The 13,991-nt window shown below is 72.1% G+C and carries 14 protein-coding genes; 9 read left to right on the forward strand and 5 right to left on the reverse strand.

Going from position 1 to position 13,991, the window contains the following annotated elements; all coding sequences use genetic code 11:
- Positions 1-15: 15 nt before the first annotated feature.
- Both trpS and ABT070_RS11590 read left to right on the forward strand, forming a co-directional pair.
- Entirely contained in the window at positions 16-1,029 is a 1,014-nt protein-coding gene (gene trpS, locus ABT070_RS11585; RefSeq protein ID WP_351758044.1) for a tryptophan--tRNA ligase, read from the forward strand.
- Between the two features lie 177 nt (positions 1,030-1,206).
- A complete protein-coding gene (locus ABT070_RS11590; RefSeq protein ID WP_351758047.1) occupies positions 1,207-1,785 on the forward strand; it encodes a 2'-5' RNA ligase family protein in 579 nt (192 codons plus the stop codon).
- Positions 1,786-1,806: 21 nt separating this feature from the next.
- On the opposite strand, the gene dprE2 is transcribed toward ABT070_RS11590, so the two are convergent.
- Positions 1,807-2,562, reverse strand: a complete 756-nt coding sequence (dprE2, locus tag ABT070_RS11595; protein WP_351758050.1) for a decaprenylphospho-beta-D-erythro-pentofuranosid-2-ulose 2-reductase — start codon at positions 2,560-2,562, stop codon at positions 1,807-1,809.
- Positions 2,559-3,944 carry a decaprenylphosphoryl-beta-D-ribose oxidase gene (gene dprE1, locus ABT070_RS11600; protein ID WP_351758053.1) on the reverse strand — a complete coding sequence of 462 codons (1,386 nt, stop codon included), beginning with the start codon at positions 3,942-3,944 and terminating at the stop codon, positions 2,559-2,561. Before dprE1 ends, dprE2 begins: the two co-directional genes overlap by 4 nt.
- Before the next feature lie 132 nt (positions 3,945-4,076).
- On the opposite strand from dprE1, the gene ABT070_RS11605 reads away from it, so the two are divergent.
- From ABT070_RS11605 to ABT070_RS11615, 3 genes are all read left to right on the forward strand, one after another.
- Positions 4,077-4,586 carry a phosphatase PAP2 family protein gene (locus ABT070_RS11605; RefSeq protein WP_351758056.1) on the forward strand — a complete coding sequence of 170 codons (510 nt, stop codon included), beginning with the start codon at positions 4,077-4,079 and terminating at the stop codon, positions 4,584-4,586.
- Positions 4,579-5,532 (forward strand): decaprenyl-phosphate phosphoribosyltransferase, encoded by a 954-nt coding sequence (locus ABT070_RS11610; RefSeq protein WP_351758059.1) that lies wholly within the window; start codon positions 4,579-4,581, stop codon positions 5,530-5,532. The genes ABT070_RS11605 and ABT070_RS11610 overlap by 8 nt, the downstream gene beginning before the upstream one ends.
- 152 nt (positions 5,533-5,684) lie before the next feature.
- Entirely contained in the window at positions 5,685-6,602 is a 918-nt protein-coding gene (locus ABT070_RS11615) for a YihY/virulence factor BrkB family protein (RefSeq protein WP_351758062.1), read from the forward strand.
- Here ABT070_RS11615 and ABT070_RS11620 read toward each other — a convergent pair.
- Positions 6,556-7,905 (reverse strand): D-alanyl-D-alanine carboxypeptidase family protein, encoded by a 1,350-nt coding sequence (locus tag ABT070_RS11620; protein WP_351758064.1) that lies wholly within the window; start codon positions 7,903-7,905, stop codon positions 6,556-6,558. The genes ABT070_RS11615 and ABT070_RS11620 overlap by 47 nt on opposite strands.
- Positions 7,906-7,996: 91 nt before the next feature.
- Between ABT070_RS11620 and ABT070_RS11625 the strand changes: the two genes are divergently transcribed.
- From ABT070_RS11625 to ABT070_RS11640, 4 genes are all read left to right on the forward strand, one after another.
- On the forward strand, positions 7,997-8,236 hold the full coding sequence (locus ABT070_RS11625) for an SCO4848 family membrane protein (RefSeq protein WP_351758066.1): 240 nt from the start codon (positions 7,997-7,999) through the stop codon (positions 8,234-8,236).
- Positions 8,237-8,238: 2 nt separating this feature from the next.
- Positions 8,239-9,483 (forward strand): metallophosphoesterase, encoded by a 1,245-nt coding sequence (locus ABT070_RS11630; protein WP_351758068.1) that lies wholly within the window; start codon positions 8,239-8,241, stop codon positions 9,481-9,483.
- 208 nt (positions 9,484-9,691) lie between these two features.
- Entirely contained in the window at positions 9,692-11,230 is a 1,539-nt protein-coding gene (locus ABT070_RS11635) for an ABC transporter substrate-binding protein (protein WP_351758071.1), read from the forward strand.
- 122 nt (positions 11,231-11,352) lie between these two features.
- The gene (locus ABT070_RS11640) at positions 11,353-11,754 is read left to right on the forward strand and encodes an ATP-binding protein (RefSeq protein ID WP_351758073.1); all 402 of its coding nucleotides are present in this window, start codon (positions 11,353-11,355) and stop codon (positions 11,752-11,754) included.
- 51 nt (positions 11,755-11,805) lie between these two features.
- Here ABT070_RS11640 and ABT070_RS11645 read toward each other — a convergent pair whose 3' ends face one another.
- Both ABT070_RS11645 and ABT070_RS11650 read right to left on the reverse strand, forming a co-directional pair.
- Positions 11,806-13,251: a sensor histidine kinase gene (locus ABT070_RS11645; RefSeq protein WP_351758076.1), complete on the reverse strand. Its 1,446-nt coding sequence runs from the start codon at positions 13,249-13,251 to the stop codon at positions 11,806-11,808.
- Positions 13,248-13,937, reverse strand: coding sequence for a response regulator transcription factor (locus tag ABT070_RS11650; protein ID WP_351758079.1), 690 nt, complete (start codon positions 13,935-13,937; stop codon positions 13,248-13,250). Before ABT070_RS11650 ends, ABT070_RS11645 begins: the two co-directional genes overlap by 4 nt.
- Positions 13,938-13,991: the final 54 nt, after the last annotated feature.

A 13,991-nucleotide genomic window follows, 5' to 3' on the forward strand; every position in this document is an offset into this window, starting at 1 on the left:
GAGACAATGATGAGCATGGCCTCAGACCGACCCCGCGTGCTCTCCGGAATCCAGCCCACCGCAGGCTCGTTCCACCTCGGCAACTACCTCGGCGCCGTCCGCCAGTGGGTGGCCCTCCAGGAGACCCACGACGCGTTCTACATGGTCGTCGACCTGCACGCGATCACGGTCCCGCAGGACCCGAAGGAGCTCAGCGCGAACACGCGGCTGGCCGCCGCCCAGCTCCTCGCGGCCGGTCTCGACCCGGACCGCTGCACGCTGTTCGTCCAGAGCCACGTCCCCGAGCACGCCCAGCTCGCCTGGGTGATGAACTGTCTCACCGGGTTCGGCGAGGCGAGCCGGATGACCCAGTTCAAGGACAAGTCCGCCAGGCAGGGCGCCGACCGCGCCTCCGTGGGCCTGTTCACGTACCCGATCCTCCAGGTCGCGGACATCCTGCTGTACCAGGCCGACGAGGTCCCGGTGGGTGAGGACCAGCGCCAGCACATCGAGCTGACCCGCGACCTCGCGGAGCGCTTCAACGGCCGCTTCGGCGAGACCTTCACGATCCCGAAGCCGCACATCCTGAAGGAGACGGGCAAGATCTACGACCTCCAGGACCCGTCGATCAAGATGAGCAAGTCGGCGTCCACGCCGAAGGGCCTCATCAACCTGCTCGACGACCCGAAGGCGACCGCGAAGAAGGTCAAGAGCGCGGTCACGGACACCGACACGGTCGTCCGCTACGACACCGAGAACAAGCCCGGCGTCAGCAACCTGCTCGGCATCTACTCGACGCTGACCGGCACCGGCATCGCCGAGCTGGAGCAGCGGTACGAGGGCAAGCTGTACGGCGCGCTCAAGACGGACCTCGCCGAGGTCGTCGTCGACTTCGTGACGCCGTTCCGGGACCGTACCCAGCAGTACCTGGACGACCCCGAGACGCTCGACTCGATCCTGGCCAAGGGCGCGGAGAAGGCGCGTGCCGTCGCCGCGGAGACCCTTTCGCAGACCTATGGGCGCGTGGGCTTCCTGCCCGCGAAGCACTGAGCGGCGCTCGGAAGCACTCGGGGCGCACCGCACACCTGTTCCTCCGGGCAGAGCGCTGCACATCACTTTCCCTGCGCCTGCCCACAGGACAGCTGTGGCCGTACAGTCGATAGCCGTACGACTGAGTACGAACCCGGCAACACACCCCGCCATGACGACATGACGACAGGAGAAGACGTGGGGACCGTAACGATCGGCGTGTCGATCGCGGTCCCGGAGCCTCACGGCAGCCTGCTCCAGGAGCGGCGCCTGGGCTTCGGCGACGCCGCGGCTCACGGCATCCCCACGCACGTCACGCTGCTGCCGCCGACCGAGGTCGGGGCGCTCGCGCTGCCGGCCGTCGAAGCGCACCTCAGTGAGGTCGCCACGGCCGGCCGGCCCTTCCCGATGCGGCTGTCCGGCACCGGCACCTTCCGGCCCATGTCGCCGGTGGTCTACGTGCGGGTCGTCCAGGGCGCGGAGACCTGCGCCTGGCTCCAGCAGCGGATCCGGGCCGCCTCCGGGCCGCTGACCCGTGAGCTCCAGTTCCCCTACCACCCGCATGTCACCGTCGCGCACGGCATCGACGACGCGGCGATGGACCGGGCCTACGACGAGCTCGCCCACTACGAGGCCGAGTGGTCCTGCACCGGCTTCGCCCTCGCCGAGCAGGGCGCCGACGGCGTCTGGCGCAAACTGCGCGACTACGCCTTCGGGGGCGCGGTCGTACCCCCGCAGGCCGCCCACGTCGACCGCGGCTCGCTGCCGACGCGCTAGCGGCCCGCCCCGGCGCCTCCGCTAGATCGGCAGCCTGCGGAACAGCCCGCGGGGCGCGTGCCGCAGCGCCGCCATCACCACGCGCAGCACACCCGGCACCCACACCGTCTCCGAGCGGCGCCGCAGCCCCAGCTCGACGGCCGTGGCGACCGCCTCCGGCGTGGTCGCCAGCGGCGCCTGGGCCAGCCCGGCGGTCATCTTCGTCCGGACGAACCCGGGGCGTACGACCATGACGTGCACGCCGGTGCCGTGCAGCGCGTCGCCCAGCCCCTGGGCGAAGGCGTCGAGGCCCGCCTTGCTGGAGCCGTAGATGAAGTTCGAGCGGCGGGCCCGCTCGCCGGCGACGGAGGAGAGGACGACCAGGGAGCCGTGGCCCTGAGTCTGGAGGGCGCGCGCGGTGACCAGCCCCGCCGACACCGCCCCCGTGTAGTTGGTCTGCGCGACGCGCACCGCGGCCGCCGGGTCGCGCTCGTCGTTGGCCTGGTCGCCGAGGACGCCGAAGGCGAGCAGTACGGTGTCGACGTCACCCTCGGCGAAGACCTTGCCGAGGACCGTCTCGTGGGACTCGGGGTCGAGCGCGTCGAAGGGGACGGTGTGGACGTCCGCCCCCAGCGTGCGCAGCTCGGCGGCGGCCGACTCCAGGGCGGGCGACGGGCGCCCGGCCAGCCACACCGTGCGGGTGCGGCGGGCGATCAGACGGCGCGCGGTGGCCAGCGCGATCCCGGAGGTGCCGCCGAGGACGAGAAGGGACTGGGGGAGGCCGAAGGCGTCCTTCATGGTGACTCCTGGAAGTTGAGCCGGCGGGCGAGGTCCGACACGAACACCCCGCGCGGGTCCAGCTCCGCGCGCAGCGCGCGGAAGTCGTCGAGGCGCGGGTACATCGCGGTGAGCAGTTCGGGGCGCAGCCGGGAGTCCTTGGCGAGGTAGACGCGGCCGCCGGCGGTGGCCACCTCCTCGTCCAGTTCGTCGAGGAAGGCGCCGAGGCCGGGCAGTCCGACCGGGATGTCCAGGGCGAGGGTCCAGCCCGGGCGCGGGAAGGAGAGCCAGCCCGGGTCGGCGTCCCCGAACCGCTTGAGGACGGCGAGGAAGGACGGGCAGCGGCGGGCGGAGACGCGCCCCACGATCCGGCGCAGGGTGTCCTCCTGGCCGTACCCGACGACGAACTGGTACTGCACGAAGCCGTCGCGGCCGTAGACGCGGTTCCAGTGCGGGACGCCGTCGAGGGGGTGGAAGAAGGCGGACAGGCTCTGGAGTTCGCCGGTACGCGCGCGGGGCGCCCTGCGGTACCAGAGCTCGTTGAACAGCCCGACGGTCGTGCGGGTGAGCAGACCGCTCGGCAGGAACGCGGGAGCGGCCGGGAGCCGGGCCGGGCGGAACGCGAGCGGGGCCCTGCGCGCGCGGGCGGGCAGCGCGTCCGGGGGCGCGTGCTCGCCACGGGTGAGGACCGCGCGTCCGGTGGCCGCACCGCGCGCGAGGAGGTCGATCCACGCGACCGAGTAGCGGTAGCGGTGGTCGCCGGCCGTCAGCCGGGCCATCAGGTCGTCGAGGTCGGCGGCCCGCTCGGTGTCCACCGACATCAGGGACGTTTTGACCGGCTGGAGCCGGATCCTGGCTGTCAGGACGACGCCGGTCAGGCCCATGCCGCCGGTGGTCGCGTCGAACAGGTCGGTGCCCTGGTCCACCGTGCGGATCGTGCCGTCCGCCGTGAGCAGTTCGAAGGACAGCACGTGGCGGGCGAAGGACCCGGACACATGGTGGTTCTTGCCGTGGATGTCGGCGCCGATCGCGCCGCCCACGGTCACGTACCGGGTGCCGGGGGTCACGGGCACGAACCAGCCGAGCGGCAGCAGGACTTCGGTGAGCCGGTGCAGGGAGACCCCGGCGTCGCACAGGACGCTCCCGTCGGCGGCGTCGATCACGTGGATCCGGTCCAGACCGGTCAGGTCGATCACGGACCCGCCGGCGTTCTGCGCCGCGTCCCCGTACGCCCGTCCCAGGCCCCTGGGGATGCCTCCGCGGGGCCCGCAGTCCCGGACCGCCGTCACGGCCTCCGCGTAGGTCCGGGGGCGGACCAGGCGCGCGGTGGAGGGAGCGGTACGGCCCCATCCCGTGACGGAGACGTTCTCGGCGGCGATCGCGGTAGTGGTCTCGGCAGGCATGGTGGTGACCGTATCGCCTCTATATGGGCGATTAATTCTGAAACATGCATTGCTCCCCGAAATGGGTGATTAATGGGATGTCGCTCAATATTGCCGGAGTTCCGAGGGTGCAGGCGTGAACAGTGAGTCCACATGGACGAACTCGACGACCTGGACCACCGGATCCTCTCGGCGCTCCACGCCCGGGGCGCGGACCCCCGCGTCGCCCGCGTCGCGCGCGCCCTCTCCTGGGCGGGCGAGCACGGCGCGCTGTGGCTCGCGGCGGGCGTCGTGGGAGCCGCCGTCGACGGCCCCCGGCGCGGCGCCTGGCTGCGCGCCACCGCGCTCACCGCGGGCGCGCACGCCGCCAGCGTGGGAGTGAAACGTATCGTCCGGCGTCCGCGCCCCGCCCGCGTCGAACCCCTCGTGCGCACCAGGGGACGGCACTCCTTCCCCAGCTCGCACGCGACCTCCGCCGCGGCCGCCGCCGTCGCCTACGGCGCGCTCGGCGCGTACGCCGCCGCGCCGCTCGCCGCCGCGATGTGCCTCTCCCGGCTGGTCGCCGGCGTCCACCACCCGTCCGACGTGGCGGCGGGCGCGGCTCTGGGCGCGGCCGCCGCGCGGTTGGGGGCGCGCTGGATGCGAGAGGGCCACCATGGCTGAGGCACTGCTCCACCGGCAGCGCGCACACCGCCCGCCGGCCCCCACGCCCCCGAGCCACCGCCCCGGCACCCTCGTCGGCGGCCTCCTGCGGACCACCCGCCCCAAGCAGTGGGTCAAGAACGTCCTGGTCGTCGCCGCCCCCGCCGCGGCCGGCCGGCTCCTCTCCCTGCACGCGCTCAGCCAACTCGCCCTGGTCTTCGCCCTGTTCACCGCCAGCGCCGCCGCCGTCTACCTGGTCAACGACGCCCGTGACGCCGAGGCCGACCGCGCCCACCCCACCAAGCGGCACCGCCCGATCGCCGCCGGACAGGTCCCGGTGCCCGTCGCGTACGGCGTCGCGGGCGCCCTCGCGGTCCTCGCCCCGGCCGCCGCGGCCCGGCTGACGACCCCCGCCGTCGCGGCACTCCTCATCGCCTACCTCGGCATGCAACTGGCGTACTGCGTCAGCCTGAAGCACGTCCTGGTCGTCGACCTGGTCGTCGTCACGACCGGCTTCCTCATGCGCGCCATGGCGGGCGGACTCGCCCTGGGGATCCCGCTCTCCCGCTGGTTCCTGATCACCACCGGGTTCGGGGCGCTGTTCATGGTCGCGGCCAAGCGCTACTCCGAAGCCGTCCAGCTGGCCGGCACGGCGGGCGCCACGCGCGTGCTGCTCACCGAGTACACCACCGGCTACCTGCGCTTCGTCTGGCAGCTGGCGGCCGGCGTCGCCGTGCTCGGCTACTGCCTGTGGGCCCTGGAGGAGGGCGGCGTCCCGCACACGAGCGTGCTGCCCTGGCGACAGCTGTCCGTGGTCGCCTTCATCCTCGCGGTGCTGCGCTACGCCGTCTTCGCCGACCGGGGCACCGCGGGCGAGCCCGAGGAGGTCGTCCTGGGCGACCGCGCCCTCGCCCTGATCGGCCTGGCCTGGCTGGCCATGTACGGGCTGGCGGTGGCCGACTGGTGAGTCACGCACGCCCGGCGCGACCGCGTCGGGCGACCGCGCGGCACGGTGCCGGCCACCGTCCCGCGAATCCGGGGTACCCGGACCTCGGTGTTCCGCGGGATTCGCATCGGCGATATCCGCGTCGTTCCTCCGGACAGGGGCAGAGTCGGATCATGGACTGGCTGAAGAAGCTCCCCGGCATCGGGCCGTGGGTCGCGCGCCTCATGGCCACGCACGCGTGGCGGTCGTACGAGCGCCTCGACCGGGTGAAGTGGACGCGGCTGGCCGCCGCCATGACGTTCGTCAGCTTCGTCGCGCTCTTCCCGCTGCTGACCGTGGCCGCGGCCGTCGCCGCCGCCACGCTGAGCCGGTCACAGCAGCAGGAACTCCAGGACAAGATCGCCGATCAGGTCCCCGGCATCTCCGACCAGCTGGACATCAACGGCCTGGTCCAGAACGCGGGCGCCATCGGGCTCATCGCCGGCGCGCTGCTGCTGCTCACCGGCATCGGCTGGGTCGGCCAGATGCGGGACTGTCTGCGCGCCGTCTGGGAGCGGCCCGACGACGACGAGAACCCCGTCCTGCGCAAGGCCAAGGACACGGGCGTCCTCGTCGGCTTCGGCGGCGCCGTCCTGCTCACCCTCGCCATCTCCACCGTCGCCTCGGCGCTGGTCGGCTGGATCACCGAGCAGTCCGGCATCGACAAGGAGGGCTGGGGCACCGTCCTGCTGCGCGTCGCCGCGTTCTCCGTCGCCGTCCTCGCCGACTTCCTGCTCCTGCTGTACGTCCTCACCCTGCTGCCCGGCGTCGAACCCCCGCGCCGCCGCCTCGTCGTCGCCGCGCTCATCGGCGCCGTCGGCTTCGAACTGCTGAAGCTGCTGCTGAGCGGCTATATGCAGGGCGTGGCCGCCAAGAGCATGTACGGCGCGTTCGGCGTGCCCATCGCCCTGCTGCTGTGGATCAACTTCACCTCGAAGCTGGTCCTGTACTGCGCGGCCTGGACGGCGACGGGCAGCGTCCCCGACAACCCGCGCGACATCGACGTCAGCGGCGACGTCGTACCAGGTCCGGCAGCGGCCAGCGGCGGTTGACGAGGTACCCGCCGCCCGCGAGCAGCACCAGCAGACCGCCGGTGATCGCCAGCGCGATCCACATGCCGCCCGAGCCGCTCTCGGTCACCGCGCCCGCCACCGGCTTCGCCGACACGTCGCCGGCGCCGCCCGCCTGTCCGTCCCCCTCGGAGGGGGACGGGTTGGCGCCGGGCTGCGCGCTGGCCTGCGCGGTCCCCTTCGGCGCGACGAGCTCGCCGACCGGCGTCACCTTGCCGGTCGCCTGGAAGCCCCAGTCCAGCAGGGCGGCGGTCTCCTTGTAGACCTCGTTGTGGTCGCTCTTCTCCGGGTTCATGACCGTGACGAGCAGCACCTTGCCGTTGCGCTCGGCCACGCCGGTGAAGGTGGCGCCCGCGTTGGTGGTGTTGCCGTTCTTGACGCCCGCGATGCCCGGGTACTGGGAGATGTCGTAGTCGCCGCTGAGCAGCCGGTTGGTGTTCTGGATCTCGAAGGTCCCGCGGGTCGTCCTGCCCTTCTTCTTCGTCGTCTCGCCGGGGAACTTGGCCGTGACGGTCGCGCAGTACTCCCGGAAGTCCTGCTTCTGGAGTCCCGAGCGGGCGAACAGCGTCAGGTCGTACGCGGAGGAGACCTGACGGGGGGCGTCGTAGCCGTCCGGGGAGACGACGTTCGTGTCGAGGGCCTGGAGCTCCTCGGCGTGCTCGTTCATGTCCTTGACGGTCTCGGCGATGCCGCCGTTCATCTGCGACAGGACGTGCACGGCGTCGTTGCCGGAGCGCAGGAAGACGCCGAGCCACAGATCGTGGACCGTATACGTCTCGCCCTCCTTTATCCCGACGAGGCTGGAACCCGCCCCCATGCCGGCCAGGTCCTTCGCCTCGACCTTGTGCACGGTGGCCTTGGGGAACCTCGGCAGCACCGTGTCGGCGAAGAGCATCTTCATCGTGCTCGCCGGGGGCAGCCGCCAGTGCGCGTTGTGCGCGGCGAGCACGTCCCCCGACTCGGCGTCGGCGACGATCCACGACCGCGCGGTGAGGTCCTTCGGCAGCACCGGCGCGCCACCCGCGATCGCCACCTGCGTCCCGGCCTGCCCGAGCCGCGTGCCGCCCAGGGACGACATGTCCGCGGGGGGAGTGACCGACGGCGAGGCGGACGCGGACGGCGATCCGGAGGGCGAGACCGACGCGGACGGCGAGCCGGACGCCGCCGGGGACGGTGACGGGCTCGGCGCCGCGAGCGAGGCGGGCGCGGTGAGCGCGAGGGACGCGAGGGTCGCGGAGGTGACCAGCAGGGATCGCCTGACGGTCTGCTTCATGGGTGCGGGCACGACGGAGAACGTACCTGGCACACGACGGGAAGTCCCGTCACCCTCCCCACCCCGGTCACGGAACCGGACAACCGCCGGTGATACTGAACCCATGAAGCTCAGCCGCCCCGTCTCCTGGTTCCTGCTCGCCTTCGGGGTGTGGAGCTGGGTCATCTGGGTCACTTTCGTCAAGAACCTGATCAAGGACAGCAGCGGACTCGCGTTCGACGACGGCGATCCCACGGCGTACTTCTGGGTGCACCTGACGCTCGCGGTCGTCTCCTTTGCCTTGGGGACGGTCGTCGGGGCCATCGGGTTGCGCGGTCTGCGCGCACTGCGGCAGGCGTCATAGCCATGGTGATCGTCTTCGTGCTGCTCGCCGTGACCGTGCTGGTCGGGGCCAACTGGTACCTGTGGCGGCGGCTGTTCCACGACACCACCCGCGGCCCCGGCCGGGCGCGCCGCGCCGGCGCGGCGCTGGTCGCGGGCGGCTGGCTGCTGGCGATCGGCGCCCTGGTCGCCGAACGCGCCGGCGCCCCCTTCTGGCTTCAGCGCGTACTGGCCTGGCCGGGCTTCCTGTGGCTGGCCCTGTCGGTCTACCTGCTCCTCGCCGTGCTCGTGGGCGAGGCCGTACGGCCGCTGCTGCGCCGCTTCCTGCGGAGCAGGGCGCCCGCCGGGACCCCCGCGGCGCACCCGGAACCCCGCCCGGTCCCGATCGGCGCGCCCGCCCCCGGGACACCGGAGCCCGAACAGCCGGCGCCGGCGTCCCCGGACCCCTCCCGCCGGGTCTTCGTGTCCCGGGTGGTGGGCGGCGCCGCCGCCGCGGTCGCCGTCGGGACGGTCGGTTACGGCACCTACGGCGTGCTGCGCGGCCCCAGGGTCAGGCAGGTGACCGTGCCCCTGGCCAAGCTCCCGCGCGGCGCCCACGGCTACCGGATCGCGGTCGTGAGCGACATCCATCTGGGCCCGGTCCTCGGCCGGGGTTTCGCGCAGAAGGTCGTCGACACGATCAACGCGACGCAGCCCGACCTGATCGCGGTCGTCGGTGACCTCGTCGACGGCAGCGTGAAGGACCTGGGCCCGGCGGCGGCCCCGCTCGCGCAGCTGAAGGCCCGGCAGGGCAGCTTCTTCGTCACCGGCAACCACGAGTACTTCTCCGGCGCCGAACAGTGGGTCGAGGAGGTGCGGCGGCTCGGCCTGAACCCGCTGGAGAACGCCCGTACGGAACTGCCCTGGTTCGACCTGGCCGGCGTCAACGACATCGCGGGCGAGAGCGAGGGCCAGGGGCCCGACTTCGCCGGCGCGCTCGGCGACCGTGACACCACGCGCGCGTGCGTGCTCCTCGCCCACCAGCCCGTCCAGATCCACGACGCCGTACGCCACGGCGTCGACCTCCAGCTCTCCGGCCACACGCACGGCGGCCAGCTGTGGCCCGGCAACTTCCTCGCGGCCGCCGCGAACCCGACCGTCGCGGGGCTGGAACGCCACGGCGACACTCAGCTGTACGTGTCCCGGGGCGCGGGCGCCTGGGGCCCGCCCACCCGCGTCGGAGCCCCCTCCGACATCACGGTCGTCGAACTGGCCTCGACGCACGCCTGACGGTCGATCAGAAGCCTGTGCGGAGGCTGTGAAACCCGGACGAAACAAGGCCTCGGCAAGTTCTTTCCCATCTCGCCGGAATCCTCTTCCCCCTGGCGAAACACGTGTGGTTAGGTGAGCCCGCCGCCAAGGGGAGCGGCACTTTTTCTGTGGACTGGGCCCCTCTGGCGGCCTGGGGAGGCAGGGCATCACCATGCGATCTGTTCGCATGCGGATACTCGTGACGCTGCTGGTTCTCGCGGTCGTCGCAGTGGGTGGCTGGCAGTTGCTGCCGTCGAAGGACAGCGGTGGCGCGACCATCACGGTCGGCACCACGGACACCGTCACCTCGCTCGACCCGGCGGGCGCCTACGACGCCGGATCCTGGGCGCTGTTCAGCAACGTCTTCCAGTCGCTGCTGAGTTACGAGCCGGGTGGCGTCTCGCCCGTGCCGGACGCCGCCGAGAGCTGTTCGTTCGTGAAGGACAGCCTCGTCACGTACACCTGCCGGCTGCGTGACGACCTCACCTTCAGCAGTGGTTCCGAGGTGACCGCCGAGGACGTGAAGTTCTCCTTCGACCGGGTCAAGAAGATCGACTCGGATGTCGGCCCGGCTTCCCTGTTCTCCACCCTGAAGTCGGTGGACGCCAAGGGTCTGAAGGTCACCTTCCACCTGTCGTCGCCGGACGCCACCTTCCCGTTCAAGGTGGCCACCGGAGCCGGCTCGATCGTCGACCACACCCGCTACCCGGCGGACGGGCTGCGCGTCGGCAGCCGCGTCGACGGCTCCGGCCCGTACCTGTTGAAGGGGTACACGAAGGGCAAGAAGGTCCTGCTGTCGCCCAACTCGCGCTACAAGGGCGCCGTGTCGACCGGCGACCCCGTCGAGTTGCGCTACTACGCGGACCCCGAGGCGCTGGAGAAGGCCTGGAAGGCCAAGGCGGTCAAGGCCGCCGCCCGTCAGCTGCCGCCCTCCGTGCTGGCCGCCCTCGACACCAGCGACCCCGACCAGCGCGTCTACGAGGCCGACGGCTCCGAGACCCGCAACCTGTACTTCGACACCCGCGCCGGCTCGCCGCTGCACGAGACGGACGTCCGCAAGGCGTTGGCCTGGCTGATCGACCGCGAGCAACTGGCGGCGAGTGTGTACGACGGGACCGTCGAGCCGCTGTACTCGCTCATCCCGACCGGCATCACCGGCCACACCACCTCCTTCTTCGACAGTTACCCGGACCGGAACACCGCGAAGGCGCGCAAGCTCCTGGAGTCGGCCGGAGTCGGCATCCCGGTGAAGTTCACCTACGGCTACGGCCTGGGCAGCGGGGCCGCGGCGGCCGAGGCCAAGGAGCTCAAGCGGCAGCTGGAGGCGAGCGGTCTGTTCGAGGTGGACGTCAAGGGCTACGAGTGGACCGACTTCCAGAAGCGGTGGGCCACCGGAAAGCTCGACGCGTACGCCGTCGGCTGGGTCGCCGACTACCCCGACCCGGACACCTTCGCGGGCCCGCTCGTCGGCACCGACTCCACCATGAACACCGGCTACAGCAGCAAGGCCGTCGACAAGTACATCGCCGGAAGCCGGCAGTTCGCCGACCGCAGCCGGGCCGCCGGCGACTTCCGTGACCTCCAGCAGGTCGTCGCCGAGGACGTACCGGTCGTCCCGCTGTGGCAGCGCAAGGAGTACATCGTCACCAGTGCGGACATCGGCGGCGGCCAGTTCCTCGCGGACGGCAACGGCGTGTTCCGCCTCTGGAAACTCGACTGGATCTGAGCCGAAGTCCCCGCCCGGCTCGCGGACTTGATCCCGCGCGCCGGGCATGCGCCCCCGTCGCACCGGGCAGGCACCCGAAGCGGCACCATGTGACGGAGGTGTGTACGGGATGAGGAGCAGACGTGCTGAGACGCAACTCGTTCCGGCTGCCCCGGCACCCGGCGTCCGTCGGTCTGGCCCGGCGCCGGGTACGGGACCATCTCGCGGACTGGGGGCACGGCCCCGACGACCCGGCGCTGGCCGACGCCGTCCTCGTCGTCTCCGAGCTGGCCACCAACGTCGTACGCCATGGGCCGCTGCTCGAGCGGGAGTTCGAGGTGGCCGTCACCGCTCTCGGTGACGGTTCCTGCCTCATAGAGGTCTCCGACGAGGGCCGGCACGAACCGCGGCTGCGACCGGTCGGCGAGTCGGAGGAACACGGCCGCGGCCTGCACCTGGTGGAGCACCTCGCCGCCGCGTGGGGCGTGTGGAGCAGGGGCCGGCACGGCAAGACGGTCTGGGCACTGGTCACGGCCCCCGCCTAGCCGAGCCCGCCGGCGACGGCCCCTCTGCCACGCACCCTCGGCGGCACGCGCTCAGACGCAGGCCTTCGGCCGGGCCGGCAGCGTCACCGTCACGGCCAGTCCCTCGCCCGGCGCCGTCCGCACGCTCACCTCGCCGCCGTGCGCCTGGACGACCCCCTGCACGATCGCCAGGCCGAGACCGCTGCCCGCGCCGCCCCCGGCCCGGAAGAAACGGTCGAAGACCCGCGCCGCGTCCTCCGGCCCCAGCCCCGGCCCCTCGTCCTCGACCGACAGCCGTACGACCCCGTCCACCCGCTCCACACCGAGCCGCACCGGCACCTCGGCCGACGTGTGCGTGCGCACGTTGGCCACCAGGTTGCCCAGCACCTGGCGCAGCCCCGACTCGTCGGCCCGCACCAGCACGGCCCCCTCGGCCGCGACCGTGACCGGCCGCCCGGGCTGCTGCGCGCGCAGGTCCTGCGCCGAGTCCCGCACCAGCCGGCTCACGTCGACGCCCCGCAGCCGCAGTTCGGGCCGCTGGTCGAGACGGGCCAGCGTGAGCAGCTCGTCGACGAGCCGGCCCATCCGGTCCACCTCGCCGTTCATCCGGTCCCAGGCCCGCCTGCGCTCCTCCGGCTCGACCAGCATCCCCTGCTCGTACAGCTGGAGGTAGCCGCGGATCGCGGCGAGCGGGGTGCGCAGTTCGTGCGAGGCGTCGGCCACGAAGCGACGCAGCTGGGCCGCGCTGTGCTCGCGCGTGCGGTACGCCGTCTCCACCTGGTGGAGCATGGAGTTCAGGGCGAGCCGCAGCTGTTCGACCTCCTGGGTGGGGTGGTGGCTGGAGGGCACGCGCCGGGTCAGGTCGCCCTCGGCGATCGCCGACGACGTCTCCACCATGTCCTCCAGCGGCCGCATCCGCTGCCGCACGCTGAACAGGGTCAGACAGGCGAGCAGGGCCAGCAGCAGCGTCCCGACGGCGAGGTCGAGCTTCAGGGCCTTCGCTATGCCCCTGTGGAGGGCCTCGGTGGAGGTGGCCAGCAGGATGTACGTGCCGTCGGAGAGCCGGGTCGCGGTCGCGCGGTACGTGTCGCCGTGCACGGTGACGTCGTGCGGGTCGGCGTCGGTGCTGAGGGCGAGCGGGTCGGACACCGCGTCGGCGAGGCCGCGCTGGGCGTCGGTGGGCCGGACGTCGAAGATGGTGAGGGCCGTGCCCCGGCCGTCGACGGCGGTGAAGATCGAGTCGGGCGCCGGCCGGGTGTCCGTGTTCTGGGGCACCAGCCGGTCGCTGACGACGCTCAGCACGGACAGCGAGTCGATCTGGCGCAGGGTCAGCTGCGAACTGCCCAGCGAGTCACGCATCTTGGTCAGCTCGGCGTCCACCTGGTCGAGCAGGTAGTGCCGCATCCCCATCAGGCTGACGGCGGTCGCGACGATGATGCCGAGCGCGAGCAGCCCCACGTTCGCCGCCGTCAGCTTGGCACGCAGCGAGTGGATGCCGTGCCGGTGGATCCGCTTCACGCCAGCCCGTATCCGACGCCCCGCCGGGTGGTGATCACCGGCGGTCCGAGGACGTCCAGCTTGCGCCGCAGATAGCTGATGTAGGTCTCGACGACCGTCGACTCCGGCGCGGTGTGCTCGTACTGCCAGACATGGCGCAGGAGCTGCTCCTTGGGCACGATCCGGCCGCCGTTGCGCACCAGGAAGCGCAGCAGCGCGTACTCGGTGGGGGTGAGCTCGACCGAGCGGCCGGCGCGGTGCACGCTGTACGTCGTCTCGTCGAGCTCCAGGTCGCCGTACCGCAGCGGCGGCCGCTGCGGAAGGACGTCGGCCGGCCGGGTACGGCGCAGCACGGCGGTGATACGGGCGACCACCACGTCGATGTCGAACGGCTTGGTGATGTAGTCGTCGCCGAAGCCGAGGGCGCCGACGATCTCGGTCGGCGCGTCCCGAGCGGTGAGGAACACCAGCGCCAGATCCGGTCTGCGCGACCGCAGTTCACGCCCGAGCGCCCGGCCGTCGCCGTCCGGCAGCATCACGTCCAGCAGTGCCACGTCCGGCCGGGTGCGGTCGGCGAGGGCGAGGGCCTCGCGGACGGTGCCCGCGGTCATGACCTCGAAGCGGTGGTAGCGCAGGGCGATGGCCAGGACGTCCGCGATGCTCGGTTCGTCCTCCACGACCAGCACGGTGCCGGAAGCCGTCGTCATGCCCCCAGTATCGGCGGACCCACCGACGATCGGGCCGGTTCACGCTTTGGAGTT

Source organism: Streptomyces sp. NPDC002884, assembly GCF_040295245.1.
Lineage (GTDB): Bacteria > Actinomycetota > Actinomycetes > Streptomycetales > Streptomycetaceae > Streptomyces.